Raw genomic sequence first — 25,759 nt, forward strand, 5'->3', positions numbered from 1 at the left:
GAAATATGAATAGAGAACATTCAATAGAAAATACGAAAAAATATGCGATACTGGAGGTTATGTTCTTTAACGGGTATTCAGTTGGGATGCAGAGTTTTGTACTTTTGAGTTTGGCGATTTATTTTAATATGAGTTCTTTTTTTATATCAATTGTATCATCTCTGCCAACTGCAGGATATTTGTTGCAAATATTTACTAAGCGGGTAAATATCTTGCTTGGAAGCAGGAAAAAGACGATGGTGATAGCGGCGACTGTTTCAAGGCTGGTTATTTGTGTTATGCCTTTTGCTGTTTTTTTTGATATAAGAAGGCAAGAAGTGTATTTTGCAGTAATGTTTATTTATGCTCTTGTTTCACCTTTTTCAAATAATGTCTGGACGGCTGTAATGACTAAGATTGTTGATAAAAAGGAAAGAGGGAAGTATTTTGGGAAACGTAATTTGTTTTCATCGTTGTCCACTGTAGTTTACACTTTGTTTTACGGATATGTTTTATCAATGCCAGACAGGAAAAATGCAATGCTTATCTTGACAATAGCAATGTCGCTTTCGGCAATAGGCTCGGCGATATTTATGTGTCTTCATTATGTACCTGATTCAGAAAGTGATATGAAAAAAGTGAGCATAAAGACGGCATTTAAAAATAAAAATTTTGTCATTTATTTAAAATTTGCTTCTGTATGGCTGTTTACATGGGAATTTCTAAAGCCAATGACAGAATATTACAGAATAAAAGTGCTTGGTGTAAATACAATGTTCATTTCCCAAATGGGAGTTCTAACAGCGATATTGTCAAGCATACTTTATCTAGTTTATGGAAAATTGTCTGATAAATATGGAAACAAGACAATGTTAAGAATGGGGATATTTTTTACAACATATTATGTGCTTACTTATTTTTCAATGACTCAGGACAATAAAATGTCAATGCTTTTTGCAGCCGCAGTAATTGATGCGATAGGATTTACAGCGATAACATTAAGTTTGCTGAATCTGATGATGGAAGTTTCAGGCGAGCCTGCTGATGCGTATGTTGGAGCTTATGCGATGGTTTCAGGGCTTTCAGCAATATTAGCCGGATTATTTGGTGGAATACTGGGAAAATTTATAAATAACGGAGTAATTTATATTTTTGGGGAACAATTTTACACAATAAGATTTGCCTTTGTTATAGGATTTATTTTGAGATTATTTTCATTGCTGGAATTAACGAGAGTTTATTCATTTGAAAAACATTTGTGTATCCTGGCGGAAGCAGTAGAATAAAAAGCATGTTTTCCAAAATAATGTTTTCAGGCTCAAGATACGTTATTCATTCTAATAAAGGAAAAAATGAGGATTCTAATGAACAAAATGTAGATAAGGAAAAGAATGTTGATGATAAATTGGATGAAACTAAGGAATATAATTGATTTGTAGCCAGCTATAAGAGTAAAAAGTTGCAGAAATTGAGAAGGATAGCATGGAATTAGGATCTCTTTGTTAAAGAGTGTAGAAAAACAAGAAAATTAAATATTAAAAAATATTGTGTTTATCGGGATTTTCAGACTTTTACAACTGAGTAAAAGTTTTGTAGAATAGGAGAATTTTATGAAAAAGATTTTAGAGAAAATTGGGAAAGATGAGTTGTTGGAATATTCACGCTTAGGAGATAGATTTTCTGTTGGGAATTATATTGGAAACAGTAATAACTTTCATATTTTTACATCTATTAATCCGTATGGAAAGTATGAAGGCTACAAATTTTTAAAAGATGAAGAATTGAAGAAATTAGGAAGAAAAAAGTGGTATTTAGAATTAATGAAGGAAAATATAAAAGAGAGACTTTTCAAAGAGGGAAAAACTGTTATTTTAAGAAAAGATAATTTTTTTGAACATTTATTTGAATATTTTATAAAAAATAAAATAAGATTGCAAATTTCTTATGATAGAGATTGGAATAATAATGGCTATTTAATTAAAAATTCAGATGAGTTTTTTTGGTTTCATTTTTGTGATGAAGAAGATGAAAATGAAGAAGAAATTATAAGAAAATACGGAGTAAAAATTATAAGAGCAGGAAAAAATGTTATAAAAGATATTATTGTAGAAAATAGCGAAATTAAAAAAAATAAATTGATAAAAGTTTATGATTTAGATGATGTTTTAGGTGATATTATTTTTCAAGACGATAATCATATTTTGATTAACGAGAAGGATTTATTTTTTGGCGATTATAAATTTACGATATTAAAAATGTCTGATATTGAAGAAATTAACGATAGAATGAATTTAATAGAAACAAAAGATATAAATTTAGAAGAAATTTTTCCAAATATTGTAAAAATGAAAATAGAAGAAGTTTTGAAAAAATGCTTTGAGAATAAAATATTAGTACATTTTGAGCATGAGAAATCATATTCTGAAAAATTTGGAATAATTGAAAGATTTGATAACGAGAAAATAATTTTAAAAGAAATAGATAAAATGACGGGAATTTTTATTGCTAAATCTGAGATAATAATTGAGGATATTTCGTTCTTATTTGTGAGAAATTGCAAAGTTTTGGGAATCGAGAGGTAAAATTTATGAAAAAAGGCTCTGTTCTTGATTGAGTAGAAGCCTTTTTTATTTTTATAGTATTCAGTAGAATTTATTGTCTTATAGGCACTGCACAGATTTCTCCAACACCTGATACATATTCGCATGAGCCTCCACTATTTTTTATCGCTCTTCTCATATTTGCTCTTTGAATTACTCCACAGCTGCTTGCAAGCATTAAAATCATTGCTAAAAATATAAATTTTTTCATTTTATTTTCCTCAACTTTCTAAATATTTTTTTATTATTGAATTCTATAATTGTGAATATTATAACTTAATTTCTCGCAAAATTCAAGTTCTTATAATTTTTTATTATTTTACAAAATTTCACAAACGTTGTAAACAAATATCAAAAATGATATAATTTAAAAATAAATTTAAATAAAAATAATTTGATAAAAATGGGGAAAAGGAAAGGAAATTTAATGAGTTTAGTTCAGTTTAACAAGGTATATAAGCAATTTGCGGGGGAATATATTTTGAGAGATGTTAATTTTACGATTGAAGAAAAGGATAAGATTGGGCTTGTGGGCGTAAATGGGGCTGGGAAGTCTACGATTATCAGGATGCTTTTGGGGGAAGAGCGGATTGATGGGAATGAGAATAATCTTAATGAGTTTGGGGAAATTGTGAAAAGTGGGGCTACAAAAATTGGGTATTTGTCACAGAATACAGAGTTTTCAGATGAAAAAAATACGATTTACGAGGAAATGATGACTATTTTTGAGGAAGAGAGAAAAATTTGGGACGAGATTCAGAAGGTTAATATGCTTTTGGGAACAGCGAACGAAGATGAAATGGAAAAGTTGATTAACAAGTCTGCTGAACTTTCTTCTATTTACGAGGCAAAAAATGGTTATGAGATTGAATACAAAATTAAGCAGGTGCTTACAGGGCTTGAGCTTACTGGGGAATATGAGAATTTGTTATTGCAGGATTTGAGCGGTGGGGAAAGAACACGTGTTTCGCTTGCAAAACTGCTTTTGTCTGAACCTGATTTGCTGATTTTGGATGAGCCGACAAACCATTTGGACTTAATTTCGATTGAGTGGCTTGAGGATTATTTGAAAAAGTATAATAAGGCGTTTTTGCTTGTTTCTCACGATAGAATATTTTTGGATAATGTCTGTACAAAAATTTTTGAGTTGGAAAATAAAAAATTACACAAGTATGATGGTAACTTTTCATCGTTTATTCTTCAAAAGGAGATGATTTTGAAGGGGGAAATTAAGCGGTATGAGAAGGAGCAGGAAAAAATTAAGAAAATGGAGGAATATATTGACAGATTTCGAGCTGGAATAAAGGCAAGACAGGCGAAAGGACGACAAAAAATACTGGATAGAATCGAGAGAATGGAAGATCCTGTATTTAATCCGCAAAGAATGAGGCTAAAATTTGAACCAGCTAAAATGAGTGGGGAAAATGTGCTGAAAGTTAGAAACTTATCTAAAAGCTTTGACGGAAAAAAAGTTTTGAATAATATAAATTTTGAACTTTTCCGTGGAGAAAGAGTTGGGATTATTGGAAAAAATGGGATTGGGAAATCTACACTTCTAAAAATACTTTTGGATAAATTGCCAAAGGATACAGGGGAAATTGAGTTTGGAACAAGGCTAAAAATCGGATATTATGATCAGAATCATCAGGAATTTTCGCAAGAAAATACGATTTTACAGGAAATAAACAATTCACTTGACTTAACAGAAGAATACTTGCGAACACTCGCAGGTGGATTTTTGTTTTCAGGCGACGATGTACAGAAAAAAATTAGCATGTTAAGCGGTGGAGAAAGAGTTCGTGTGGCATTTCTAAAACTTTATATGGAAAAAGCCAATTTTTTGATTTTAGATGAGCCAACTAACCATCTGGATGTTTATTCCATCGAAGTGCTGGAGGACGCTCTGGAGGATTTTGACGGAACAATGTTAGTTGTTTCCCACAACAGACACTTTTTAGATACGGTCTGCAATACAATTTACTGCCTTGACGAAAACGGACTGACAAAATTCAAAGGAAATTACGAAGACTATAAAGAAAGCCTAAAAACAGCAAAATCAGCTTCTCAAGGAACAGACATCGAAATGAAGGAAGAGAAAAAACTTTCATATCAGGAACAGAAAGAACAGTCAAGAAAAATCGCAAAATTGAAACGTGATATTGAAAAACTGGAAAAGGAAATGGAAAAAATCACAGAAATGAGAGAAAACTTAAACGCTGAATACGAAAAAGCTGGAAAAGAAAATAATATGGAAAAACTGATGGAAGTGCAGGAAAAGCTGGATAGGCTGGAAGAAGAAGAGCTGGAGAAGATGGAAGAATGGGATGTGAAGAGTGGGGAGTTGGATAAAATGGAATTGTAAATAAAAAATATTTGTTATATTTTTATGAATTAATTTGAGTATGATTTTTGGAGGCTAGAAAAAATAGAGGCAGTTCTAGTCTTTTTTATTTTTAAAAAATTTCAAAAAAAGTAAATACAAATCGTTGACAAATCAAAAAAAAAGATTATACTAATATTATACTGATTGATTTATAAAAAGAGAGAAATTAATTAGTATAAAACTATATAAAGATAATATAAAAACTAGAGAAGTAATGTTGAGAGGAGGTGTTGAGAAATGGGAGCAGTTGTAGTTTGGCAATGTATGGCATGTGGTCGTGAAATTCGTTCATCTATCAGACCAAATGGTAAAGCAGGAGGAAAGTGTCCTGATACATCAACCGGAAATCATATATGGCAACAAGGATAATTTTTATAGGGAGAGTATAGAAATTTTGTTTTCTTACTCTCTTTATATTTATAAAGATATATTATTTTAGGGAGAATAGGATTGTATAAAGAATATAAAGAAAAAGGATATAAAGAACTAGAAAATTTGGTATTAAAAAATGATTACTATGCAATAAATGAACTTGGAGAAAGGAAATTTCAAGAAGGAAATTATAAAGAAGCATTAGAATATTTTGAAAAAGCATCTAAATTAGGAAGTGATATGGCTATAAATAATATCGGATTTTATTTTTTAGAAATTGAAAATAATTTTGAAGAAGCAGAAAAATATTTTAATAAAGCAATAGAAAAAGAGAACATAATTGCAATAAATAATCTTGGGGTACTTAATATTAATAAGAATAATTATGAAGAAGCAAAGAAATATTTTTTATTAGCAATAGATAAAAAATGTAGTTTTGCATATAATAATTTAGGTGGATTATATGAAAATGTTTATCAAAAATATGAAGAAGCAGAAAAATTATATCAAAGATGTTTTGAAGAAACAGAAGATACAGATTGTTTAATAAATTTAGCATATCTTTATCTAAATTATTATGAAAATAAAAATGGAGCAATAAAATATTTAAAATTAGCAATAAATAAAGGAAATAAAGGGGCAGAGCATATACTTTTTCATGTATTAAATGATGAGGTTTGCAGTTGTAATAATGACTAATAGAAAAGGCTAGAAAAAATATAAAAAATTCTAGTCTTTTTTAGTATCATAAATTTCATAATATATTGTGACAAATATTAAGATAAAAAATAAAGAAGGAGTAAAAAACGTAGTAATAAATATTTTGAGAATCATTCAGATTTTGACTGGGACTTTTTCGGAAAATATAAAAAATAGGTAGAAAAATTATAAAAAAAATTATATACTATTCTTGATAACTATATTTAGGAAAAAAGGGAAAAGTAAATGGCAAATAATAAATACAGCTGGGGAAACGAGAGTGATAAAATTTTAAAAAGGCTAGTTTCTCAAGACGAAGAAGAATTTTTGAGTAAAAAAAGGGTAAAAGAGTTATTTGAGGATGGAATATTAAAAAATATTCAAGTGGGAACCTTTGAAGGCTTGAAGGAAATACATAGATATTTGTTTCAGGAATGTTATGGAACTGCAGGAAAAATACGGAAACATGATATTCGGAAAGGCGATACTGTGTTTTGTCGTGCAATGTATCTTGAAGATAATTTAAAGACGGTTTCTAAAATGCCTGAAAATACTTTTGAGGAAATAATTGAAAAATATGTTGAAATGAATATAATGCATCCGTTTTATGAGGGAAATGGAAGAACGACTAGGATTTGGCTGGATCAGATGTTGATAAAAAGGCTCGGAATGTGTGTGAATTGGCAAAATATCAGTAGAAATGATTATTTGTCGGCGATGAAAAGAAGTATGGTTAATGATTTGGAACTAAAGATGCTTTTGAAGGAGAATTTGACGGAAGATGTGGAAAGTAGAGATATGTTTATGAATGGGATTAATCAGTCTTATGAATATGAAAATATGAGAAAATATGATGTGATAAATATATGAATAAATGTTTGAAATTATACTGATTTGTAAAAGGAGGTTTGAATGAAAAAGCGGTTATTGAAAATATTAATGCTATTATTTTTAATTGGGAATTTAACATTTTCAGAATATGTTGAGAAAGACGGGAAAGTTTTTTATAATGGGAAAGAAGTTTGGGTTGAGGATATGAAGAGTTTTAGGATTTTAAATGATAAAATTGCGGCAGATAGTCAAAATGTATATTTTAGAGGATATAGGACAATTTCGCCATATGGTAGAAATTCAAAAGATTTTATTGGTGTTTTTTCAAAAGAAAGAAAAGAAGAACAAAAAGAAATAAAATATGATGTTAAAAAGATTGAGTTAATTCCTAGCAGAGAAAAAGACAGATATTTTTATTTTTTTAAGTATAATAAAAAAATATATGCTGTGTATGGACTCGGTGGTGAATCTTTTTTTGGAATACAAGATGTAGATTATGAAACTTTTAAAGAAGTATCTGGAAGTTTTGTGAAAGATAAAAATAAAGTTTATTTTGTTAGACTATCTGGTGGATTTTGTAGTTATTCAGGTGATTATTGTCAATCATTTTTTCTTGGTATGCCAGAAATAAAAGGAATAGTTCCTAAAAATTTTAAAGTTATTATAGATAATTCAGATTATGATAAAATATTTGTCGAAAATGACGGGAAACTATATTTTATGAAATCTAATCCATATTCTGAAGAGGATTTTAAACTTGAAGAATTAAAGCAAGTAGATGTAAAAACTTTTAAGCCTTTGGAGTATAAACTTATAAAAGATAAAAATAATATATATTTCTTTAAAGATAATAAATTTATAAAATTTGAAAAGGCAGATGCAAATACATTTGAAGTTATTGGGAACGGCTATGCAAGGGATAAAAGCAATATTTATTTTTTGTATCCAAATTTGGAATATATGATGCCAATAAAAATGGAGGCAGATAGAAAGTCATTTAATTTGATTAAAGTTGGAGAAGACTATACATCTTATGCAAAGGACAGAAAGAATATTTATTGTGAGGGTAGAATATTAGAAGGTGCGGATTATAAAACATTCAGAATTTTTAAAGAAAAAGATGAAAATAGAGAAGAAATTGTGAAAATAAAAGATAAAAATCATGAATATGATGAGAATTGTCAGATAAAAGATAAAAATAAGTTTTAGAAAAATATAAATAAAAATATCTTATGATTAATAAAAGTCATAATTTTTGAGAATAGGATTTGTATATATATTTAATAATTATTATTTAGGAAAGCATAGTAGATAAAAAGGAGATTAAAATGGAAAAATTAGTAAGAAGAGGTGGCGGTGGACATTCTCACGGTGGAGGACATAGCCATTCTCATGGAAGTGGCGGAAGCCATCATTATAGTGGAGGACATTACGGTGGAGAACATAGTAGCAGAGAGCATTCGAGCGGTCATTCGGATGGAGAAGGAACTGGGAAATCTAAAAAATCAAGTGATGATGAACAAGAAAACTCAACATCTTTCTGGGGAAGTCACGGATCTCATTCAAGAAGTTCAAGACGGAGAAATTGTGAAAGTATTGTTGACACTAAGGAAAGGCAGGCTTGTATTGATAGCAATAATAATGCTAATAATCTTGAGGTATTTTTTATTTTTTGTGCTGTCATAGTTTTTATTTTTTTGAAAATAAAAGATTTTGGAAGAAAATAATAAAAAATAATGAACATTATATTGGACATATTTATATTGAATGATAAAAATAGATTTTGACTTGATAGCGTTTAAGATAATGGATAAAAATCGTAAATATAACAGCGAGTGCAAAAAAAGAGAAATAATAAGTTGAGAATGGCAGGAGCAGAAGCTAAAATATGGAAATAGTAATATCAATAATAATCGGAATAACTATAGTTTTTATAATGATAAATTTTATAAATCGTAAAAAAATGGATGAATTTGATGATTTTTCCGGAAAAAAAGAAAATAAGGAAAATAAAGAGGAAACGGATAATGTAGATAGATTTGGACATAAAATCACTTCGATAGATGATATTGTTGAAGTTGATTATTCACAGAATTATGAGGGGAATGATAAAGAAAGGGATAGGAAGTATCGGCATATCATTTTTTTTGCATATGAAAATATAATTTCTGGAAATTATAGAATGGCAAGAGAAGAATTGGAAATGGCGGCAGGATTGAAGGCTAGAGGGAATTATGAGCTGGGGAAATTTTATTATTACTGCAAAAGTGATAATCAGAATGCGGTAAATATGTTTAGATTTGCGTATAATGATGGAATAAATGAGGCGGTTTATTATCTTGGAAAAATTGAGGAAGAATCGGGAAATATTGAACTTGCGATAGACTGGTACAATGAAGGAGCTAAAAAAGGTGACATTAATTCGATAACTAGGCTTGGGAAAATTGCTGAAGAAAAAAATGATTATAAAAAAGCAGAAGAGTTTTACTTAAAAGCGGCTGATACGAAAGATGCTGGGGGAATATATAATCTTGTTAATTTGTACTTTAAGCAGAATATGAGAGAAAAAGTTATTGAATGGCATAAAAAATTGATGAATGAAAAACAAATTACAGGATTAACTTTTGAAATAATTAAAAATATTGAATTTATGCTTGGAAGTGAAAAGGACAAAAAATATGTGGAACTGATTAATCAGGGAAACGAATTTTTGGAAAAAAGAGATTATGAAAATGCTCGAAAATTGTTTACTGAAGCGATAAATTACAATGAAAGAGGTTATTTGGAACTTGCGAAATCGTATTATGCTGAAGGAAAAGGAGAAAAAACTAAGGAAGTGTTTGAAAGGGCTTATGAAATGGGAGTGAAAGAGGCGGCTTATAAATTAGGGCAATATATGGATGTGGTAGAAGGAAATGAAAAAGAATCTGAAAAATGGTATAAAATTGGAAAGGAAATGGGAGATGCCAGAGCGATTTACCAGCTTGCGATGCTTTATGAAACTAGCAGAGAATTTGGGAAAAGTGAGGAAGAAGCATATGGAATATTTGAAATTTCAGCCAATATGAAATATGCTCCTGCAATAATGGATATGGCATTTTACAGCGATAGGGCGGAAAATAAAAATAAAGTTAAGGAATGGACATCTAAATTATTAAATGAAACAGGATTAATTGAACTTGGAAAAAATATGATAGGAGATGCACAGAATCTTTTGGAAGAAATGGGAGAAAAGATTGAAGATAAAATTTCAGAAAAAGATTATGAAATCGAATATGATGAAGATTTAATATATTTCATAAAAAAATTTAAAAGCTGGAATTAAGAAAAAATAGATAAAAAGGGGAAATGATTGGAATTGCAGTTATAAAATACTTGGATTATCAATTATGAAAATACATAAAAAAGCCAGAAAATTCTGACTTTTTACTCAGTTATTTTTTCTATTTAGAATTTTCTCTCCCCAAAATCCTGAAAACAGCCCAATTAAAAGCCCAGCCAAAACATCAGTTGGAAAATGCACAGTCAAGTATAGCCTTGAAAAAGCAATAATAATGCTTGTTATCAGTACGACTGGAAAATATTTTTTTAAATGTTTGTAAAAAACATATACCATTGTAAAAGATGCCGAAGTATGCCCTGAAGGAAATGAAAAATCCTTTGGAGCCTTTATCAAAAGTATAATATCAGATATTTCCTCAAAGGGTCTTGCTCTATGCGTAAAATTTTTCAAAATTACATTTACAATAATTGCATTTATAATCAATGAAATCGCGGCTAAATATCCGATTTTTCGATATTTTTTGATAGAAAGCAGGAATAATGTCACTGCAATCCAGATTAATCCGTGATTTCCTAAGTTGGTAAAAAATATCATTATGCTGTTCAGTAGCTTCGAATTTAAGCTGTGCTGGAAATTGTAAAATAGTTTAATAATAAAAATATCAATATTTTGTATAAAGTTTAGCATTTTTTCTCCTAAATAATGTATTTTTAGAGATATTATATATGAAAAAGCTCAAAAAATAAAGTGAAAATTTTAGAATTTGAACGGAACACTAAAAAATGTTATATTATTGAAAAGTTGAGATTTTTTGTCATAAATAGGAGATAACAACTTTCATTAATATAAAAATAATTAGAAACACAAAAAAAATAAGATATTTTATGATATAATTATATGAAAATTGAAGTTTAAAAAGGAGAAAAGAAAATGAAAAATTTAAAAATATCTGTAAGTATATTTATGATTGCCACCTCTATTGTTGGAATGGCTGCAGCAAAAAAATCAGTAAGAAAAGATACTGCAAAAAAAGGAACTACTAAATCTCCAGTTGTTGGAATGGCGAATCCAGCTTCAACATATTGTGTTCAAAAAGGTGGAGAATCAATAATCGTAAAAGGTAAGGATGGAGAATATGGAGTTTGTAAATTAAAAGATGGAACAGCAGTAGAAGAATGGGAATACTACAGACAAAATAACCCTGATTCTACTTCAAAAAATGAGCCTGTGATTGGAATGCCAAATCCAGCTTCAGTTTTTTGTGAAAAACACGGTGGAAAATCTATTAATGTAAAAGATAAAGATGGGAATGAAGTAGGAAAATGTCAATTTAAAGATGGAACAAAAGTGGATGAATGGCATTATTATAGAGAAAATAATTAATATTTTAAGGGGTTATTATTTTTGATTTACTTTTTAAATAAAAACAGTCAAGCAAAGATTTCTGAATAAAAACTTGTTTGACTGTATTTTATTTACATAACTTTTTTCAAAAAGCCTATTTGGCAACTTTTAAATTTTCAGTTGAATGACTATGTAAATGATGTTTATAGTTAAATAATAATGCTGTACAGATAATAGTAACTATACTTGCAATTAAAATACCGTAAAATTCGATAGTGTGAACAGGAACGTTCTTGAAAAATCTTACAAAACCTTCTGGAGCAATTACAATGTAAGTTGTAACAACCATTGTCATAAACATTGAAGGAATTAATGCAAATACGAATGGTTTTCCTTTTTTAACAAGCCACACTGTTGCAGTCCATAATGAAACTGCCGCCAAAGTTTGGTTTGCCCATGCAAAGTATCTCCAAATTATATTAAAATCAATAGTTGTTAAGTAAATACCTACGATAAACAACGGAATTGCAATTAAAAATCTATTTTTTATTGGACTTTGCTTAATTTTGAAAATGTCGGCAATAATTAATCTTGAACCTCTAAAGGCAGTATCTCCTGAAGTAATAGGACAAGCAACAACACCAAGCACAGCCAGAAATGCTCCAAAAACACCAAGCAACTGAACAGATGCTTTGTTTACAACAACTGCAGGAGTTCCAGCAGCAGCAAGTTCTTTAATTCCACCAAAAACAGTCATTGCAGCAGCAGCCCACACTAACGCAACAACGCCTTCTGCAATCATTGCACCATAAAATACTTTTCTTCCTTCAGTTTCATTTTTTAAACAACGTGCAACCATTGGAGATTGAGTAGCGTGGAAACCGCTTACTGCACCACAGGCAATTGAAATAAATAAGTAAGGAAACATTGAGGTTCCTTTAGGATGTGGATTTCCTTTAAAAATTTCAGTAACTTCAGGAATTGCGAAAGCTCCTGTAAATTGCCCATAAATTAACATCGTTCCAATACCAATTGCCATAAATAATAATGCAAAACCAAAAATTGGATAAATTTTGGCAATAATTTTATCAAGTGGAAGGATTGTAGCCAAAATATAATAAGCGATGATGATGATTGTAAAAGTCATGGCACTCACACCTGGAATCAAATTGTGAAGAATGTCAGCAGGTGATTTTATAAATACAACTCCAACTAATAGCAATAAAACTATTGAAAAAACTCTCATAATTTGCTGCATTACAACACCTAAATTTTGTCCCACAAGTTCACCAATACTACTTCCTTTATTCCTAAGTGAAAGCATACCAATCAAGAAATCATGAACAGCCCCTCCAAAAATACATCCAAAAACAATCCATAAAAATGCGGCAGGTCCCCATAAAGCTCCTGCAATGGCTCCGAAAATTGGTCCTGTTCCAGCAATGTTCAGAAATTGAATCAAAAATGCTTTTGGAGTGCTAACTTGCACATAGTCCACGCCATCGTAATATTCGATTGAAGGTGGAGTTCTGTCAGGCTCTATTCCGAAAACTTTTTCCACAAACTTGCTGTAAAATGCGTAACCTAAAATAAGAGCGACAATCGCTAAAACAAAAGAAATCATAATAAAAACCTCCTATAATTAATATTTATTATTTAATATAAAATATTATTTAAAATAACTTTGTTAATAATATGATAACTTGATTTTGTAAAAAAACAAGTGTAATTTTGAAAAATATTTAACATAAATTAAAAAAAGTTGTTGTTAATTTTGTAATTATATGATAAACTGAAATGATGGCAGTATATTGGAAATAAAATTAAAAAAGGAGATTTTAAAGGGAAATTTTAGATATGCTGGCATTAAATAAAAAATTTCAGGAGGAAAAATGACAAAGGGAATAAAAAAAATGTTATATTTGGTAACAGCAGGTTTGGTAATGGCAGCTCCATTAAATGCGGCTGGAAACAATGAATTAATTTGTATTGACCCAGGACATCAAGTTAGAGGAAATTCAGGACTTGAGGAAGTTGCACCTGGTTCATCAACGAAAAAGCCAAAAGTTTCATCAGGAACAAGAGGAGTTGCAACAAAAAAATATGAATATCAGCTTACACTGGAAGTTGGATTAAAATTAAGGGACGCATTACAAAACAAAGGTTACAAAGTGTTTATGGTACGTGAAACAAATGATGTAGATATTAGTAACAAGGAACGTGCAATCAAAACAAACAATGCAGGATGCTCATTATACATAAGACTTCATGCCGATGGAGTTGACAATTCTTCAGTAAATGGAGCAACAGTATTAACATCTTCAGCCAAAAACCGTTATACACAAAGCGTTCAAAAATCGAGCGACAAATTTTCACGTACACTTTTATCAGAATATATAAAAGCAACTGGAGCTAAAAATCGTGGAGTTTCATACAGAGATGATTTAACTGGAACAAACTGGTCAAAAGTTACAAATACATTAATCGAATTAGGATTTATGTCAAATCCTGCCGAAGACAGAAAAATGTCAACACCAGAATATCAAGCTAAAATGGTAAATGGAATGGTAAATGGTATTGAAAAATATTTAAGAGAAAAATAGTTTAGAAATTTAAAATAAAGTGCTTTGAAGAAATTTGGGTACTTTATTTTTTTATTGAAAAGGTTAAATTAATATTATATAATAGAACGAAAGTAATAATGTAAAGGAGGAGTTTCAAATGTTAATTGAGGAAATATCAAATGGGGAAAATGAAAAAATTGAATTTAAAGAAAATGCTAAAACTAATACATATATAAAAACAGTTGTGGCATTTGCAAATGGAAATGGCGGAAAAATAGTTTTCGGAGTAAAAGATAATGGAGAAATTATTGGAGTTGAAAATGAGTTTGAAGTTATGGATGGAATAATTAATGCAATCTCGGATAGCTGTTATCCAATGATTATACCAGATATAAGTTTGCATACGTTGGAAAATAGAACAATTATTCTTGTGGAAATTGAAGGAGGTAAGAAAAAGCCGTATTATTTGAAGTCAAAAGGGATGCAGAAAGGAACTTATATCAGAAGTGGTGCTACGACTAGAATTATTGAAGAAGATTATGTTTTGAAGGAGTTGGTTTTAGAAGGGGAAAATAAGTATTTTGATCAGCAAGTTTGCCACGAGGAAAGTATTAGTGATGAAGAAATTGAGAAATTTTGTGAATGGCTGGAGAAATTGGCAAGAAAAAATTCTGAAACTGATACAAAAATAAAAAAAGTTACTAGAAATACTTTGTTAAGCTGGAAAGTTCTGGAAGAGAAAAACGGTGAAATTTTTCCAACAAATGCTTATATTTTGTTATCTGGCAAGGAAAACTGGGAAGTTTCACGAAAGATACAGTGTGGTGTATTTAAAGGAGAAACTAGAAGTATATTTGTGGATAAAAGGGAATTTGAAGGATCGATTATTACACAGCTAGAAAAGGCGTATAAATATGTGCTTGAAAAAATAAATTTGAGTTCAGATATTGTTGGAATTTACAGGGTTGACAAATATGAAATCCCGCCTAAATCAATAAGAGAGCTAATCGCAAATGCAATAATTCATCGAAGCTACCTTGAACCAAACGATATTCAAGTCGCACTTTATGATAACAGATTAGAAATTACTTCGCCAGGAATGCTACTTTCAGGAGTAAACGTAAAAAGAATGAAAGAAGGCTATTCCAAACTTCGTAATCGTGCAATTGCGTCAGTTTTTGCATATATAAACATTATAGAAAAATGGGGAAGCGGTATACCGAGAATTATGAATGAATTGGCAGAATACGGACTGGAAGAACCAGAGTTCATAACTTTTGAAAATGATTTTAGGATTAATATTTACAGAAAAAGCTATAATACTATCCAAACTACCCAAGGTAGTACCCAAGATAAAACCAATACTACCCAAACTGTTTCCCAAAAAGAAAAATCTAATATAAAAAATCTTACAGAAACAGACAAAACAATAATAAACACAATAATAAATAATCCTAAAATGTCCCAAAAACAGATAGCTGATAATCTAAATTGGACAGTAAATAAAGTAAAATATTATATGAAAAAGTTTAAACAAAAAAATATTTTAAGATATGAAGGAACAAGTCAAAATGGGAAATGGGAAATTCAGGAAGAAAGGTTAAAATATTTTTTGAAATAAAAACCTTTGAAAAATTATTGAATAAAAATCTTTTTACAGCCCTTGACAAAAGGGCTTTTATAGTATAAAATAATTAGGTTAGAACTCATAACTAAATTTTGAAAAATATATTATTTACTAAAATAATGTGTTTTGAAGTGAATTTTAGAGTAAATCGATATACTTAAAATAAGTATGCGCTTATGTTTGATAAAGTAATTTGCAAAAAAGCAAAAAATTAATAGAATTAAAAACTTTGTCAAATGCAGCTTTATCAAATGTAGATTGAAGAAATGAGCTTTATAAAAAGTTTTAGTTTTGAAAAATAACGCGAGAATAAATATATAAATCAAAGAAATTTGAGAGGAGGAAAACAGATGCCTACTATTAATCAATTAGTAAGATTTGGTAGAAGTACAACTGAGAAAAAGAAAAAATCACCTGCATTAAAAGGTAATCCACAAAAAAGAGGGGTTTGTGTAAGAGTATATACAACTACACCTAAAAAACCTAACTCAGCCTTAAGAAAGGTAGCAAGGGTTAAATTAGTAAATGGAATTGAAGTTACTGCTTATATTCCAGGAATCGGACACAACTTGCAAGAACATAGTATCGTTCTTTTAAGAGGAGGAAGAACAAAAGATTTGCCAGGGGTTAGATATAAAATAATCAGAGGAGCATTGGATACAGCAGGAGTTGTAAACAGAAAACAAGGTAGATCAAGATACGGAGCGAAAAAAGGGTAATTAATTTTTAAAAAAGTAAGGAGGACAATTAAGTGTCAAGAAGAAGAAGAGCGGAAAGAAGAGATGTATTACCAGATTCTCAATTTAACGATAAAGTAGTAACTAAATTCATTAACGGATTAATGAAAGATGGAAAAAAATCATTAGCTGAGCATATTTTTTATTCAGCATTGCAGCAAATAACTGAAGAAACTCAAGAAGAAGGAATTGAAGTGTTCAGAAGAGCAATGGAAAACGTAAGACCTCAATTGGAAGTAAGATCTAGAAGAATCGGAGGGGCAACTTACCAAGTACCAGTTGAAGTAAGAAAAGAAAGACAGCAAACTCTAGCAATCAGATGGCTAGTTAGATATACAAGAGAAAGAAAAGAATACGGAATGGTAAACAAATTGAAAAAAGAATTGATTGCAGCTGCCAACAATGAAGGTGGATCAATTAAGAAAAAAGAAGATACATATAAAATGGCTGAAGCAAACAGAGCATTCGCACATTATAAATGGTAATCTGATTTATTTGAAAACAATTATCGAGTATTTAATAGAGTTTATATTTTTACAAAATTCATTTTTTCAGAACTGGATTTATAAAAATATTGTTTCAAATTTTAAACATACTTCTTAAACAGGAAGTAGCTTACAAAAACAAGGAGGAAAAATTAAATGGCAAGAAAAGTTGCTTTGAAAGATACTAGAAACATTGGTATCATGGCACATATAGACGCCGGAAAAACAACTACAACTGAAAGAATCTTGTTTTATACAGGAGTAAACCATAAAATCGGAGAAGTTCATGAAGGAGCTGCTACGATGGATTATATGGAACAAGAACAAGAAAGAGGAATCACAATTACATCAGCTGCAACGACAGCGTTCTGGAATGGACATAGAATTAATATAATAGATACACCAGGCCACGTTGACTTTACAGTTGAAGTAGAAAGATCATTAAGAGTATTAGATGGATCTGTTGCTGTATTCTCAGCAGTTGATGGAGTTCAACCGCAATCAGAAACTGTTTGGAGACAAGCAGACAAATATAACGTACCAAGAATGGCATTTTTAAATAAAATGGATAGAGTCGGTGCAGATTTTAATATGTGTGTAAACGATATTAAAGAAAAATTAGGTGGAAATGGTGTACCAATTCAATTACCAATCGGTGCAGAAGATAATTTTGAAGGAATTATCGACTTGGTAACAATGAAAGAATATTTGTTTAAAGATGAAACTATGGGAGCAGATTATGAAGTTGTTGATATTAGGGCTGAGTTGTTAGATGATGCTCAAGCGGCAAGAGAACACATGATTGAATCTGTAGTTGAAACTGATGAGGAATTGATGGAAAAATACTTTGGAGGAGAAGAAATCACTGAAGAAGAAATCAAAAAAGCATTAAGAGCCGCTACAATTGAAGGAACTGTTGTACCTGTATTGTGTGGAACAGCGTTCAAAAATAAAGGGATTCAACCATTACTTGATGCGGTAGTTGCTTACATGCCATCACCATTAGACATTAATGGTGGGAAAATTAATGGAACTGATCCTAAAACTGAGGAACCAATCCAAAGAGAAATGGGAGATGACGCACCATTCTCAGCACTAGCGTTTAAAATCATTACAGATCCATTTGTTGGAAGATTATCATTCTTTAGAGTTTATTCAGGAGTATTAGAAAAAGGATCTTACGTATTAAACTCAACTAAAGGTAAAAAAGAAAGAATGGGAAGATTGCTTCAAATGCACGCTAACAAAAGAGAAGAACTTGATGTAGTTTACTCTGGAGATATAGCTGCGGCAGTTGGACTAAAAGATACTACAACAGGAGATACATTGTGTGCTGAAAATGCTCCAATTATCCTAGAAAAAATGGAATTCCCAGATACAGTTATCCAAATCGCAGTAGAGCCAAAAACTAAAGCCGATCAAGAAAAAATGGGAACAGCTCTTGCAAAACTTGCAGAAGAAGATCCTACATTTAAAGTATCAACTAACCAGGAAACTGGACAAACATTGATTTCAGGAATGGGAGAATTGCACTTGGAAATCATCGTAGATAGAATGAAACGTGAATTTAAAGTTGAAGCAAACGTTGGTAAACCACAAGTTGCTTATAGAGAAACAATTAATGGTGCAACAGATGTTGAAGAAAAATATGCTAAACAATCTGGAGGACGTGGACAATATGGACATGTTAAGATGAAAGTTGAAGCTAATCACGGAAAAGGATATGAATTTGTTAACCAAATTACTGGAGGAGCTATTCCAAGAGAATACATTCCAGCGGTAGATAAAGGAATTCAAGAAGCATTAGAAGCAGGAGTTGTTGCAGGATACCCTGTTCAAGATATAAAAGTTACATTGTATGATGGATCTTACCATGAAGTTGATTCATCAGAAATGGCATTTAAAATAGCAGGTTCAATGGCAGTTAAAAAAGGACTTAGAGCCGCTAATCCAGTATTATTGGAACCAATCTTCAAAGTAGAAGTTACTACTCCAGAAGAATACATGGGAGACGTAATCGGAGATTTGAACTCAAGACGTGGACAAGTTTCAGGAATGACTGACAGAAATAATGCAAAAATTATTAATGCAGAAGTACCTTTATCACAAATGTTCGGTTATGCAACTGATCTAAGATCAAAAACACAAGGAAGAGCATCTTACTCAATGGAATTCGAAAAATATGTAGAAGTTCCAAAAAATATTGCTCAACAAGTAATTGATGAAAGACAAGGAAAATAATAAAAATTTAAAATAATAAAATTTAAAAATCTTAAAAAAATTTAAAATTAAAAAATAACGGAGGAATTATAAAAATGGCAAAAGCTAAATTCGAAAGAAATAAACCACATGTAAACATAGGAACAATCGGACACGTAGATCACGGAAAAACTACTTTGACAGCGGCAATCTCAAAAGTGCTGTCTGACAAGGGGCTGGCTGAAAAAGTTGATTTTGAAAACATCGATCAGGCTCCTGAAGAAAGAGAAAGAGGAATTACAATCAACACAGCGCACATTGAGTATGAAACAGACAAAAGACACTATGCCCACGTTGACTGCCCAGGCCATGCAGACTATGTAAAGAACATGATTACAGGGGCGGCGCAAATGGACGGAGCAATCCTGGTAGTATCAGCGGCTGACGGGCCAATGCCTCAGACAAGAGAACATATCCTGCTTGCAAGACAAGTAGGGGTGCCTTACATTGTAGTATTCTTAAACAAAGTTGACATGGTAGACGATGACGAGTTACTGGAACTGGTTGAAATGGAAGTAAGGGAACTGCTTAATGAATACGATTTCCCAGGAGATGACGTTCCAATAATAGCTGGATCAGCATTAGGGGCATTAAATGGTGAAGCAAAATGGGTAGAAAAAATTATGGAATTGATGGATGCAGTTGACGAATATATCCCGACACCAGAAAGACCAGTTGACCAACCATTCCTTATGCCGATTGAAGATGTATTCACAATTACAGGAAGAGGGACAGTAGTAACAGGAAGAGTGGAAAGAGGAGTAATCAAGGTTGGTGAAGAAGTGGAAATCGTAGGAATCAAACCGACTTCAAGAACAACTGTAACAGGAGTAGAAATGTTCAGAAAATTATTGGATTCAGGACAAGCTGGAGATAATATAGGAGCATTATTAAGAGGAACTAAGAAAGAAGAAGTGGAAAGAGGACAAGTACTGGCTAAACCAGGAACAATCAATCCACATACAGGATTTAAGTCAGAAGTATACGTATTGACAAAAGATGAAGGTGGAAGACATACACCATTCTTCACAGGATATAAACCACAATTCTACTTCAGAACGACTGATATTACAGGAGAAGTAAACTTACCAGAAGGAGTAGAAATGGTAATGCCTGGAGATAACATTGAAATGACAGTAGAATTAATTCACCCAATCGCGATGGAAGAAGGATTAAGATTTGCGATAAGAGAAGGTGGAAGAACAGTAGCTTCAGGAGTAGTAGCAACTATTACTAAATAGTTTTCTGTAAAGGACTTTCTTAAAGAGAAAAAACAAAAATAATTATTGCAGATAATGAAAATATTTGTTATAATATTTAGAAATGTAATAGAAAATAGTTCACAAATGCTGAATGAAAGGAGAAATTAGGTTTTATATCTAATTTCTCTAGTTATTAAATTAAACAGGAGGAAAAACTTTGGATAAAATAAGAATATATTTACAATCTTATGATCACAAACTGTTGGATCAATCTGCTAAAAAAATTGCAGAAGTAGCTAAGAAAAATGGTTCAGAATTAGCAGGACCACTTCCATTACCTACAAAAACTAAAAAATATACAGTTTTAAGATCAGTTCACGTGAATAAAGATTCAAGAGAACAATTTGAAATGAGAATTCACAGAAGATTTGTAGAAATTAAAAATTCAAATCAACAAATCGTAAATGCATTAGCATCATTAAACTTGCCATCAGGTGTGGGAGTTGAAATTAAGCAATCGTAAGGCTTAGTACAAGTTGGCTATTTCAAGAAAATTGTCAACCAATATATTAAGGAGGAAAAATAAAAAATGATATTAGGTAAAAAAATCGGAATGACTCAAATTTTCGAAGATGAAAAATTAATTCCAGTTACAGTAATCGAAGCAGGAACTAACTTCATTACGCAAATCAAAACTGAAGAAAAAGAAGGATACAACGCTATCACATTAGCATATGGAGATAAAAGAGAAAAAAACACAACAAAACCTGAATTAGGAATATTTAAAAAAGCAGGAGTTACTCCAAAAAGATTTCTTAAAGAATTTAAAGTAGCTAATCCAGCTGATTTTGCATTAGGACAAGAAATCAAAGTAGATGTATTAGAAGGTATCGAATTTGTTGATATTTCTGGAACTTCAAAAGGTAAAGGGACTGCAGGGGTTATGAAAAGACATAATTTTGGTGGAAACAGAGCTTCACACGGGGTTTCAAGAAACCATAGACTTGGAGGTTCTAACGCAGGAGGAGCCGCATCAAACAGTAACGTGCCAAAAGGTAAAAAAATGGCTGGAAGACTTGGAGCTGAAAAAGTAACAGTTCAAAACTTGCAAGTTATTAAATTTGATGTGGAAAACAGTCTTTTATTAGTAAAAGGTGCTGTTCCAGGACCAAAAAATGGTTATTTAGTTATCAAAAAATCGGTAAAGAAATATTAATAGGAAAGAGAGGAGGATAACATGCCAGTTTTAAATATATACAAATTAGACGGTTCACAAGCAGGAACTATCGAAGTAAATAATGACGTATTTGGAATCGAACCAAATAAACACGTAATGCACGAAGTTTTAGTAGCAGAATTAGCTGAAGCTAGACAAGGATCTGCCTCAACAAAAACAAGAGCGGAAGTAAGAGGTGGAGGAAGAAAACCTTTTAGACAAAAAGGAACAGGAAGAGCTAGACAAGGATCTACAAGAGCACCACACATGGTAGGTGGAGGAGTAGTTCACGGACCAAAACCAAGAAACTATGCTAAAAAAGTAAATAAAAAAGTTAGAAAATTAGCTTTAAAATCAGCTTTAGCAACAAAAATTAGCGAAGGAAATGTAATCGTATTAGATGATTTCGCATTAGAAATACCAAAAACAAAAACATTTATTGATTTTGCAAAAGCATTAAACTTTGACGGTGCAAAACAATTATATGTAACAAATGATGATACTGATAATATAGATAGAGATTATTTCTTATATTTATCAACTAGAAATATTGAAAAAGTTGCAGCAATTAATACAAGAGATTTAAGCATCTACTGGTTAATCAAACAAGACAAAGTAATCTTAACTAAAGAAGCTCTTGCAACTATCGAGGAGGTGCTAGCATAATGCATATTACTGATATTATCAAAAAACCTGTAATTAATACAGAAAAAGCAAGAAATTTATTGGAAAACAATGAATATGTTTTCATAGTAGATAGAAGAGCAAACAAACTTCAAATTAAAGATGCAGTTGAAAAACTATTCAATGTAAAAGTTCAAGGTGTTAATACTTTAAACATTAAATCAAAAAACAAAAGATTCAGAATGTCAATGTATAAAACAGCTGCTATCAAAAAAGCAATTGTTAAGTTGAAAGATGGAGAATCTATAGCAGCTTACGAAGGATAAGACAAATTACAAGAATCATAACATCTATTTCTCGGGGATTTCCCCGAAAAATAATTTTTAGAAAAAGTAAAAATAACTATATTTTTTTGTGGAAATTATTTAGTAAAAATGCTATAATAGATAAGTTATGTAAAATTATAGAAATTATTTGAAATTTTTCAAATAATTATACAAATAAAAAGAGAAATAGGAAGAGAGGGAACATAAGTTATGCCAATAAAAAAATTAAAACCGATAACTAGTGGGACACGGCATATGTCGATATTAGTTAATAAGGACTTAGATAAGGTAAGACCTGAAAAATCTTTAGTTGAACCATTAAATTCATCTTACGGGATTGACAACTATGGACACAGAACAGGTAGAAACAGACATAAAGGACACAAAAGATTATATAGAGTAATCGACTGGAAAAGAAATAAAATTGGAGTGCCTGCAAAAGTTGCAACTCTTGAATATGATCCAAACAGAACTGCAAACATCGCATTGTTACACTATGTTGATGGAGAAAAAAGATATATCTTGGCTCCGAACGGACTTAAAAAAGGTGACATCGTATTAGCAGGAGAAGGTGCGGATATCAAACCTGGAAATGCGTTAAAATTAAAAGACTTACCAGTAGGGACAGTTATTCACAATGTTGAATTAATGCCTGGTAAAGGTGGACAGTTAGCAAGATCAGCAGGAACAGCTGCAAGACTTGTTGCAAAAGAAGGAACTTACTGCCACGTGGAATTACCATCTGGAGAATTAAGACTTATTCATAAAGAATGTATGGCTACAATCGGATCAGTAGGAAATTCTGAACATTCATTAGTATCATTAGGAAAAGCTGGAAGAAATAGACACTTAGGAAGAAAACCTCATGTTAGAGGATCAGTAATGAACCCTGTGGATCACCCACACGGAGGAGGAGAAGGAAGATCTCCAATTGGTAGAAAATCACCAGTTACACCTTGGGGTAAACCTACACTTGGTAAGAAAACTAGAGGTAAAAAACTTAGTGATAAATTCATCGTTAGAGGAAGAAAAAAATAGTAGTTTAAAAATAAAATCAATGTCAATTTTGATAATAGGATTTTTAGATGAAAAACGCAGAAATGGACTGTGCCAGTCAAGCAGACAGATAAAATATCTAAATAACAGTTTGGCTGAATGTAAAAATATTGCTTGATACATTGAATTAAATATTTAGAAAATAAATAATTAAAATGAGATGTATTGAGTAACATTTCTCGATTTAAAAAATGAAATAAGGAGGAAAGAATGGCTCGTTCATTAAAAAAAGGACCTTTTGTTGATGCATATTTATTAGAAAAAATAGAAGCATTGGGAGGTAAAAAACAAGTTATTAAAACATGGTCTAGAAGATCAACTATATTCCCTCAATTTATTGGACATACTTTTGCTGTATATAACGGTAAAAAACATATACCTGTATATGTAACTGAGGAAATGGTTGGACATAAATTAGGTGAATTTGCACCAACTAGAACTTTCTACGGACATGGAAAAGACGCTAAAAAAGGTAAAAAATAATTAAAATAACCGATAGATATACATTAATGAAAGGAGAGGACTTTGAATGGCAGTAGTAGCTAAATTGAAATACCAAAGATTAAGCCCTCAAAAAGCAAGATTAGTTGCTGATATTGTAAGAGGGAAAAATGCATTGCAAGCATTGAATATTTTAAAATTTACAAATAAAAAAGCAGCATTATACATAGAAAAAACATTAAGATCAGCAATTGCAAACGCTGAACATAATAACAACATGGATCCTGATAAATTATTTATTTCAAAAATATTAATTGATAAAGGACCTGTACTAAAAAGAATCAGCCCAAGAGCAATGGGAAGAGCTGATATTATTAGAAAACCAACAGCTCATATCACAGTAGAAGTTGATGAAAGAGAAGATTAATTTAGACAAATAAGGAGGTAAGTCTGTGGGACAAAAAGTAGATCCTAGGGGGATAAGATTAGGAATCACAAGAACTTGGGATTCAAAATGGTTCGCTGAGGGGAAAGAATACGTAAACAACTTTCACGAAGATTTAAAAATAAAAGAATATATTAAGAAAAACTATTACCACGCAGGGATTTCTTCTATTCAAATAGAAAGAACATCACCTACAGAAGTAGCAGTTATTATAGAAACTGGAAAAGCTGGAATCTTAATCGGAAGAAAAGGTCAAGAAATTGAAGCTTTAAAAGTAAAATTAGAAAAATTAACTGGTAAAAGAGTACAAATTAAAGTACAAGAAATCAAAAATCCTAATAAAGATGCTCAATTAGTAGCAGAAAGTATTGCAACAGCAATTGAAAAAAGGGTTGCTTATAAAAGAGCAGTTCAACAAGCTATTCAAAGAGCAGAAAAAGCTGGGATTAAAGGAATTAAAGTTATGGTATCGGGAAGATTGAATGGTGCCGAAATTGCAAGAAGTGAATGGACACTTTCAGGAAGAGTACCACTACATACTTTAAGAGCAGATGTTGATTATGCAACAGCTACTGCACACACTACATACGGTGCTTTAGGATTAAAAGTATGGATATTTAATGGTGAAGTTCTTTCTACTACAAAGGAAGGAGAAAACGAATAATATGTTAATACCTAAAAGAACGAAATATAGAAAACAGTTCAGAGGAAAAATGGGTGGCGTAGCGACTAAAGGAAACAAAGTTGATTTTGGTGAATTTGGACTTGCCGCTAAAGAATTTGGTTGGATTACTTCAAGACAAATTGAGGCTTGTAGGGTAACAATCAATAGAACGTTTAAAAGAGAAGGTAAAATTTGGATTAGAATATTCCCTGATAAACCTTATACAAAAAGACCTGAAGGAACAAGAATGGGTAAAGGTAAAGGTAACGCAGAAGGTTGGGTAGCAGTAGTTAAAAAGAATAAAATAATGTTTGAAGTTGGCGGAGTATCTGAAGAGAAAGCCAAAGAAGCATTAAGAAAAGCTGGACATAAACTACCTATAAAAGTTAAATTTGTTAGAAAAGAAGAAGTAGGTGGTGATAAGTAATGACAATTAACGAAATTAGAGAATTATCATTGGAAGAATTGGAAGTTAAAGTAAATGAATTGAAACAAGAATTGTTTAATTTAAAATTTCAAAAAACTCTTGGACAATTACAAAACACTGCTAAAATACGAGATGTTAAAAGAACAATAGCAAGATTAAAAACTGTTGTAACTGAAAAAACTGGTAAATAGGAGG

General features: G+C 31.0%; 30 protein-coding genes. 27 read left to right on the forward strand and 3 right to left on the reverse strand.

The window, feature by feature from the left end:
• Positions 1–5 precede the first annotated feature (5 nt).
• From LEBU_RS01115 to LEBU_RS01120, 3 genes are all read left to right on the forward strand, one after another.
• Positions 6–1,265 (forward strand): MFS transporter, encoded by a 1,260-nt coding sequence (locus LEBU_RS01115; protein WP_012806331.1) that lies wholly within the window; start codon positions 6–8, stop codon positions 1,263–1,265.
• A 5-nt stretch (positions 1,266–1,270) separates the two neighbouring features.
• Entirely contained in the window at positions 1,271–1,411 is a 141-nt protein-coding gene (locus tag LEBU_RS12100; protein ID WP_012806332.1) for a hypothetical protein, read from the forward strand.
• A gap of 178 nt (positions 1,412–1,589) precedes the next feature.
• Positions 1,590–2,561, forward strand: coding sequence for a hypothetical protein (locus LEBU_RS01120; protein WP_012806333.1), 972 nt, complete (start codon positions 1,590–1,592; stop codon positions 2,559–2,561).
• 70 nt (positions 2,562–2,631) lie between these two features.
• Here LEBU_RS01120 and LEBU_RS01125 read toward each other — a convergent pair whose 3' ends face one another.
• Entirely contained in the window at positions 2,632–2,790 is a 159-nt protein-coding gene (locus LEBU_RS01125; protein ID WP_006806112.1) for a hypothetical protein, read from the reverse strand.
• Positions 2,791–3,006: 216 nt separating this feature from the next.
• On the opposite strand from LEBU_RS01125, the gene LEBU_RS01130 reads away from it, so the two are divergent.
• From LEBU_RS01130 to LEBU_RS01155, 7 genes are all read left to right on the forward strand, one after another.
• Positions 3,007–4,941 (forward strand): ABC-F family ATP-binding cassette domain-containing protein, encoded by a 1,935-nt coding sequence (locus LEBU_RS01130; protein ID WP_012806334.1) that lies wholly within the window; start codon positions 3,007–3,009, stop codon positions 4,939–4,941.
• A gap of 258 nt (positions 4,942–5,199) precedes the next feature.
• Complete coding sequence (locus tag LEBU_RS12350) at positions 5,200–5,331, forward strand: hypothetical protein (RefSeq protein WP_012806335.1); 132 nt, start codon at positions 5,200–5,202, stop codon at positions 5,329–5,331.
• Between the two features lie 81 nt (positions 5,332–5,412).
• On the forward strand, positions 5,413–6,033 hold the full coding sequence (locus tag LEBU_RS01135; protein WP_012806336.1) for a tetratricopeptide repeat protein: 621 nt from the start codon (positions 5,413–5,415) through the stop codon (positions 6,031–6,033).
• A 246-nt stretch (positions 6,034–6,279) separates the two neighbouring features.
• Positions 6,280–6,903: a protein adenylyltransferase Fic gene (gene fic, locus LEBU_RS01140; protein ID WP_012806337.1), complete on the forward strand. Its 624-nt coding sequence runs from the start codon at positions 6,280–6,282 to the stop codon at positions 6,901–6,903.
• A 42-nt stretch (positions 6,904–6,945) separates the two neighbouring features.
• Positions 6,946–8,073 (forward strand): DKNYY domain-containing protein, encoded by a 1,128-nt coding sequence (locus LEBU_RS01145; RefSeq protein WP_012806338.1) that lies wholly within the window; start codon positions 6,946–6,948, stop codon positions 8,071–8,073.
• A gap of 119 nt (positions 8,074–8,192) precedes the next feature.
• On the forward strand, positions 8,193–8,591 hold the full coding sequence (locus LEBU_RS01150) for a hypothetical protein (protein WP_012806339.1): 399 nt from the start codon (positions 8,193–8,195) through the stop codon (positions 8,589–8,591).
• 161 nt (positions 8,592–8,752) lie between these two features.
• Entirely contained in the window at positions 8,753–10,189 is a 1,437-nt protein-coding gene (locus LEBU_RS01155; protein ID WP_012806340.1) for an SEL1-like repeat protein, read from the forward strand.
• Between the two features lie 105 nt (positions 10,190–10,294).
• Here LEBU_RS01155 and LEBU_RS01160 read toward each other — a convergent pair whose 3' ends face one another.
• Positions 10,295–10,834: a phosphatase PAP2 family protein gene (locus LEBU_RS01160; RefSeq protein WP_012806341.1), complete on the reverse strand. Its 540-nt coding sequence runs from the start codon at positions 10,832–10,834 to the stop codon at positions 10,295–10,297.
• A 243-nt stretch (positions 10,835–11,077) separates the two neighbouring features.
• Here LEBU_RS01160 and LEBU_RS01165 point away from each other — a divergent pair, with 243 nt between their 5' ends.
• Entirely contained in the window at positions 11,078–11,530 is a 453-nt protein-coding gene (locus LEBU_RS01165; RefSeq protein WP_012806342.1) for a putative hemolysin, read from the forward strand.
• A gap of 115 nt (positions 11,531–11,645) precedes the next feature.
• Here LEBU_RS01165 and LEBU_RS01170 read toward each other — a convergent pair whose 3' ends face one another.
• Positions 11,646–13,115 (reverse strand): carbon starvation CstA family protein, encoded by a 1,470-nt coding sequence (locus LEBU_RS01170; protein WP_012806343.1) that lies wholly within the window; start codon positions 13,113–13,115, stop codon positions 11,646–11,648.
• A gap of 268 nt (positions 13,116–13,383) precedes the next feature.
• Between LEBU_RS01170 and LEBU_RS01175 the strand changes: the two genes are divergently transcribed.
• From LEBU_RS01175 to rpmC, 16 genes are all read left to right on the forward strand, one after another.
• On the forward strand, positions 13,384–14,094 hold the full coding sequence (locus tag LEBU_RS01175; protein WP_012806344.1) for an N-acetylmuramoyl-L-alanine amidase family protein: 711 nt from the start codon (positions 13,384–13,386) through the stop codon (positions 14,092–14,094).
• 118 nt (positions 14,095–14,212) lie between these two features.
• Positions 14,213–15,676 (forward strand): ATP-binding protein, encoded by a 1,464-nt coding sequence (locus tag LEBU_RS01180; RefSeq protein ID WP_012806345.1) that lies wholly within the window; start codon positions 14,213–14,215, stop codon positions 15,674–15,676.
• A 356-nt stretch (positions 15,677–16,032) separates the two neighbouring features.
• Entirely contained in the window at positions 16,033–16,401 is a 369-nt protein-coding gene (rpsL, locus tag LEBU_RS01185; RefSeq protein ID WP_006806098.1) for a 30S ribosomal protein S12, read from the forward strand.
• 32 nt (positions 16,402–16,433) lie between these two features.
• Positions 16,434–16,904 carry a 30S ribosomal protein S7 gene (rpsG, locus tag LEBU_RS01190; RefSeq protein ID WP_012806346.1) on the forward strand — a complete coding sequence of 157 codons (471 nt, stop codon included), beginning with the start codon at positions 16,434–16,436 and terminating at the stop codon, positions 16,902–16,904.
• Positions 16,905–17,060: 156 nt separating this feature from the next.
• Positions 17,061–19,145, forward strand: coding sequence for an elongation factor G (fusA, locus tag LEBU_RS01195; RefSeq protein ID WP_012806347.1), 2,085 nt, complete (start codon positions 17,061–17,063; stop codon positions 19,143–19,145).
• Between the two features lie 74 nt (positions 19,146–19,219).
• Positions 19,220–20,404 carry an elongation factor Tu gene (gene tuf, locus LEBU_RS01200; protein ID WP_012806348.1) on the forward strand — a complete coding sequence of 395 codons (1,185 nt, stop codon included), beginning with the start codon at positions 19,220–19,222 and terminating at the stop codon, positions 20,402–20,404.
• A 178-nt stretch (positions 20,405–20,582) separates the two neighbouring features.
• Positions 20,583–20,888 (forward strand): 30S ribosomal protein S10, encoded by a 306-nt coding sequence (gene rpsJ / locus LEBU_RS01205; protein WP_012806349.1) that lies wholly within the window; start codon positions 20,583–20,585, stop codon positions 20,886–20,888.
• A gap of 66 nt (positions 20,889–20,954) precedes the next feature.
• Complete coding sequence (gene rplC, locus LEBU_RS01210) at positions 20,955–21,581, forward strand: 50S ribosomal protein L3 (RefSeq protein ID WP_012806350.1); 627 nt, start codon at positions 20,955–20,957, stop codon at positions 21,579–21,581.
• A gap of 21 nt (positions 21,582–21,602) precedes the next feature.
• Positions 21,603–22,247, forward strand: coding sequence for a 50S ribosomal protein L4 (gene rplD, locus LEBU_RS01215; RefSeq protein ID WP_012806351.1), 645 nt, complete (start codon positions 21,603–21,605; stop codon positions 22,245–22,247).
• Positions 22,247–22,531, forward strand: coding sequence for a 50S ribosomal protein L23 (gene rplW, locus LEBU_RS01220; protein WP_012806352.1), 285 nt, complete (start codon positions 22,247–22,249; stop codon positions 22,529–22,531). The genes rplD and rplW overlap by 1 nt, the downstream gene beginning before the upstream one ends.
• A 210-nt stretch (positions 22,532–22,741) precedes the next feature.
• Positions 22,742–23,569 (forward strand): 50S ribosomal protein L2, encoded by an 828-nt coding sequence (rplB, locus tag LEBU_RS01225; protein WP_012806353.1) that lies wholly within the window; start codon positions 22,742–22,744, stop codon positions 23,567–23,569.
• Between the two features lie 228 nt (positions 23,570–23,797).
• Positions 23,798–24,070, forward strand: coding sequence for a 30S ribosomal protein S19 (rpsS, locus tag LEBU_RS01230; RefSeq protein WP_006806086.1), 273 nt, complete (start codon positions 23,798–23,800; stop codon positions 24,068–24,070).
• A 46-nt stretch (positions 24,071–24,116) separates the two neighbouring features.
• Positions 24,117–24,455: a 50S ribosomal protein L22 gene (gene rplV, locus LEBU_RS01235; RefSeq protein WP_012806354.1), complete on the forward strand. Its 339-nt coding sequence runs from the start codon at positions 24,117–24,119 to the stop codon at positions 24,453–24,455.
• 25 nt (positions 24,456–24,480) lie between these two features.
• Positions 24,481–25,137, forward strand: coding sequence for a 30S ribosomal protein S3 (gene rpsC / locus LEBU_RS01240; RefSeq protein WP_012806355.1), 657 nt, complete (start codon positions 24,481–24,483; stop codon positions 25,135–25,137).
• Position 25,138: 1 nt separating this feature from the next.
• Positions 25,139–25,564 (forward strand): 50S ribosomal protein L16, encoded by a 426-nt coding sequence (gene rplP / locus LEBU_RS01245; protein ID WP_006806083.1) that lies wholly within the window; start codon positions 25,139–25,141, stop codon positions 25,562–25,564.
• Positions 25,564–25,755 carry a 50S ribosomal protein L29 gene (gene rpmC, locus LEBU_RS01250; protein WP_006806082.1) on the forward strand — a complete coding sequence of 64 codons (192 nt, stop codon included), beginning with the start codon at positions 25,564–25,566 and terminating at the stop codon, positions 25,753–25,755. The genes rplP and rpmC overlap by 1 nt, the downstream gene beginning before the upstream one ends.
• Positions 25,756–25,759: the final 4 nt, after the last annotated feature.

The sequence above is a fragment of the Leptotrichia buccalis C-1013-b genome (assembly GCF_000023905.1).
Taxonomy (GTDB): domain Bacteria; phylum Fusobacteriota; class Fusobacteriia; order Fusobacteriales; family Leptotrichiaceae; genus Leptotrichia; species Leptotrichia buccalis.

Bases quoted from the DNA above. Each gene is read 5' to 3' on its own strand.
- fic (WP_012806337.1), top strand. From the start codon at position 6,280: ATGGCAAATAATAAATACAGCTGGGGAAACGAGAGTGATAAAATTTTA.
- tuf (WP_012806348.1), top strand. From the start codon at position 19,220: ATGGCAAAAGCTAAATTCGAAAGAAATAAACCACATGTAAACATAGGA.
- LEBU_RS01115 (WP_012806331.1), top strand. From the start codon at position 6: ATGAATAGAGAACATTCAATAGAAAATACGAAAAAATATGCGATACTG.
- rplP (WP_006806083.1), top strand. From the start codon at position 25,139: ATGTTAATACCTAAAAGAACGAAATATAGAAAACAGTTCAGAGGAAAA.
- LEBU_RS12350 (WP_012806335.1), top strand. From the start codon at position 5,200: ATGGGAGCAGTTGTAGTTTGGCAATGTATGGCATGTGGTCGTGAAATT.
- LEBU_RS01180 (WP_012806345.1), top strand. From the start codon at position 14,213: ATGTTAATTGAGGAAATATCAAATGGGGAAAATGAAAAAATTGAATTT.
- LEBU_RS12100 (WP_012806332.1), top strand. From the start codon at position 1,271: ATGTTTTCCAAAATAATGTTTTCAGGCTCAAGATACGTTATTCATTCT.
- rplB (WP_012806353.1), top strand. From the start codon at position 22,742: ATGCCAATAAAAAAATTAAAACCGATAACTAGTGGGACACGGCATATG.
- rplC (WP_012806350.1), top strand. From the start codon at position 20,955: ATGATATTAGGTAAAAAAATCGGAATGACTCAAATTTTCGAAGATGAA.
- rpmC (WP_006806082.1), top strand. From the start codon at position 25,564: ATGACAATTAACGAAATTAGAGAATTATCATTGGAAGAATTGGAAGTT.
- LEBU_RS01130 (WP_012806334.1), top strand. From the start codon at position 3,007: ATGAGTTTAGTTCAGTTTAACAAGGTATATAAGCAATTTGCGGGGGAA.
- fusA (WP_012806347.1), top strand. From the start codon at position 17,061: ATGGCAAGAAAAGTTGCTTTGAAAGATACTAGAAACATTGGTATCATG.
- LEBU_RS01170 (WP_012806343.1), bottom strand. From the start codon at position 13,115: ATGATTTCTTTTGTTTTAGCGATTGTCGCTCTTATTTTAGGTTACGCA.
- LEBU_RS01155 (WP_012806340.1), top strand. From the start codon at position 8,753: ATGGAAATAGTAATATCAATAATAATCGGAATAACTATAGTTTTTATA.
- LEBU_RS01150 (WP_012806339.1), top strand. From the start codon at position 8,193: ATGGAAAAATTAGTAAGAAGAGGTGGCGGTGGACATTCTCACGGTGGA.
- LEBU_RS01175 (WP_012806344.1), top strand. From the start codon at position 13,384: ATGACAAAGGGAATAAAAAAAATGTTATATTTGGTAACAGCAGGTTTG.
- rplD (WP_012806351.1), top strand. From the start codon at position 21,603: ATGCCAGTTTTAAATATATACAAATTAGACGGTTCACAAGCAGGAACT.
- rplV (WP_012806354.1), top strand. From the start codon at position 24,117: ATGGCAGTAGTAGCTAAATTGAAATACCAAAGATTAAGCCCTCAAAAA.
- rpsS (WP_006806086.1), top strand. From the start codon at position 23,798: ATGGCTCGTTCATTAAAAAAAGGACCTTTTGTTGATGCATATTTATTA.
- LEBU_RS01120 (WP_012806333.1), top strand. From the start codon at position 1,590: ATGAAAAAGATTTTAGAGAAAATTGGGAAAGATGAGTTGTTGGAATAT.
- LEBU_RS01125 (WP_006806112.1), bottom strand. From the start codon at position 2,790: ATGAAAAAATTTATATTTTTAGCAATGATTTTAATGCTTGCAAGCAGC.
- LEBU_RS01165 (WP_012806342.1), top strand. From the start codon at position 11,078: ATGAAAAATTTAAAAATATCTGTAAGTATATTTATGATTGCCACCTCT.
- rpsL (WP_006806098.1), top strand. From the start codon at position 16,033: ATGCCTACTATTAATCAATTAGTAAGATTTGGTAGAAGTACAACTGAG.
- rplW (WP_012806352.1), top strand. From the start codon at position 22,247: ATGCATATTACTGATATTATCAAAAAACCTGTAATTAATACAGAAAAA.
- LEBU_RS01160 (WP_012806341.1), bottom strand. From the start codon at position 10,834: ATGCTAAACTTTATACAAAATATTGATATTTTTATTATTAAACTATTT.
- LEBU_RS01145 (WP_012806338.1), top strand. From the start codon at position 6,946: ATGAAAAAGCGGTTATTGAAAATATTAATGCTATTATTTTTAATTGGG.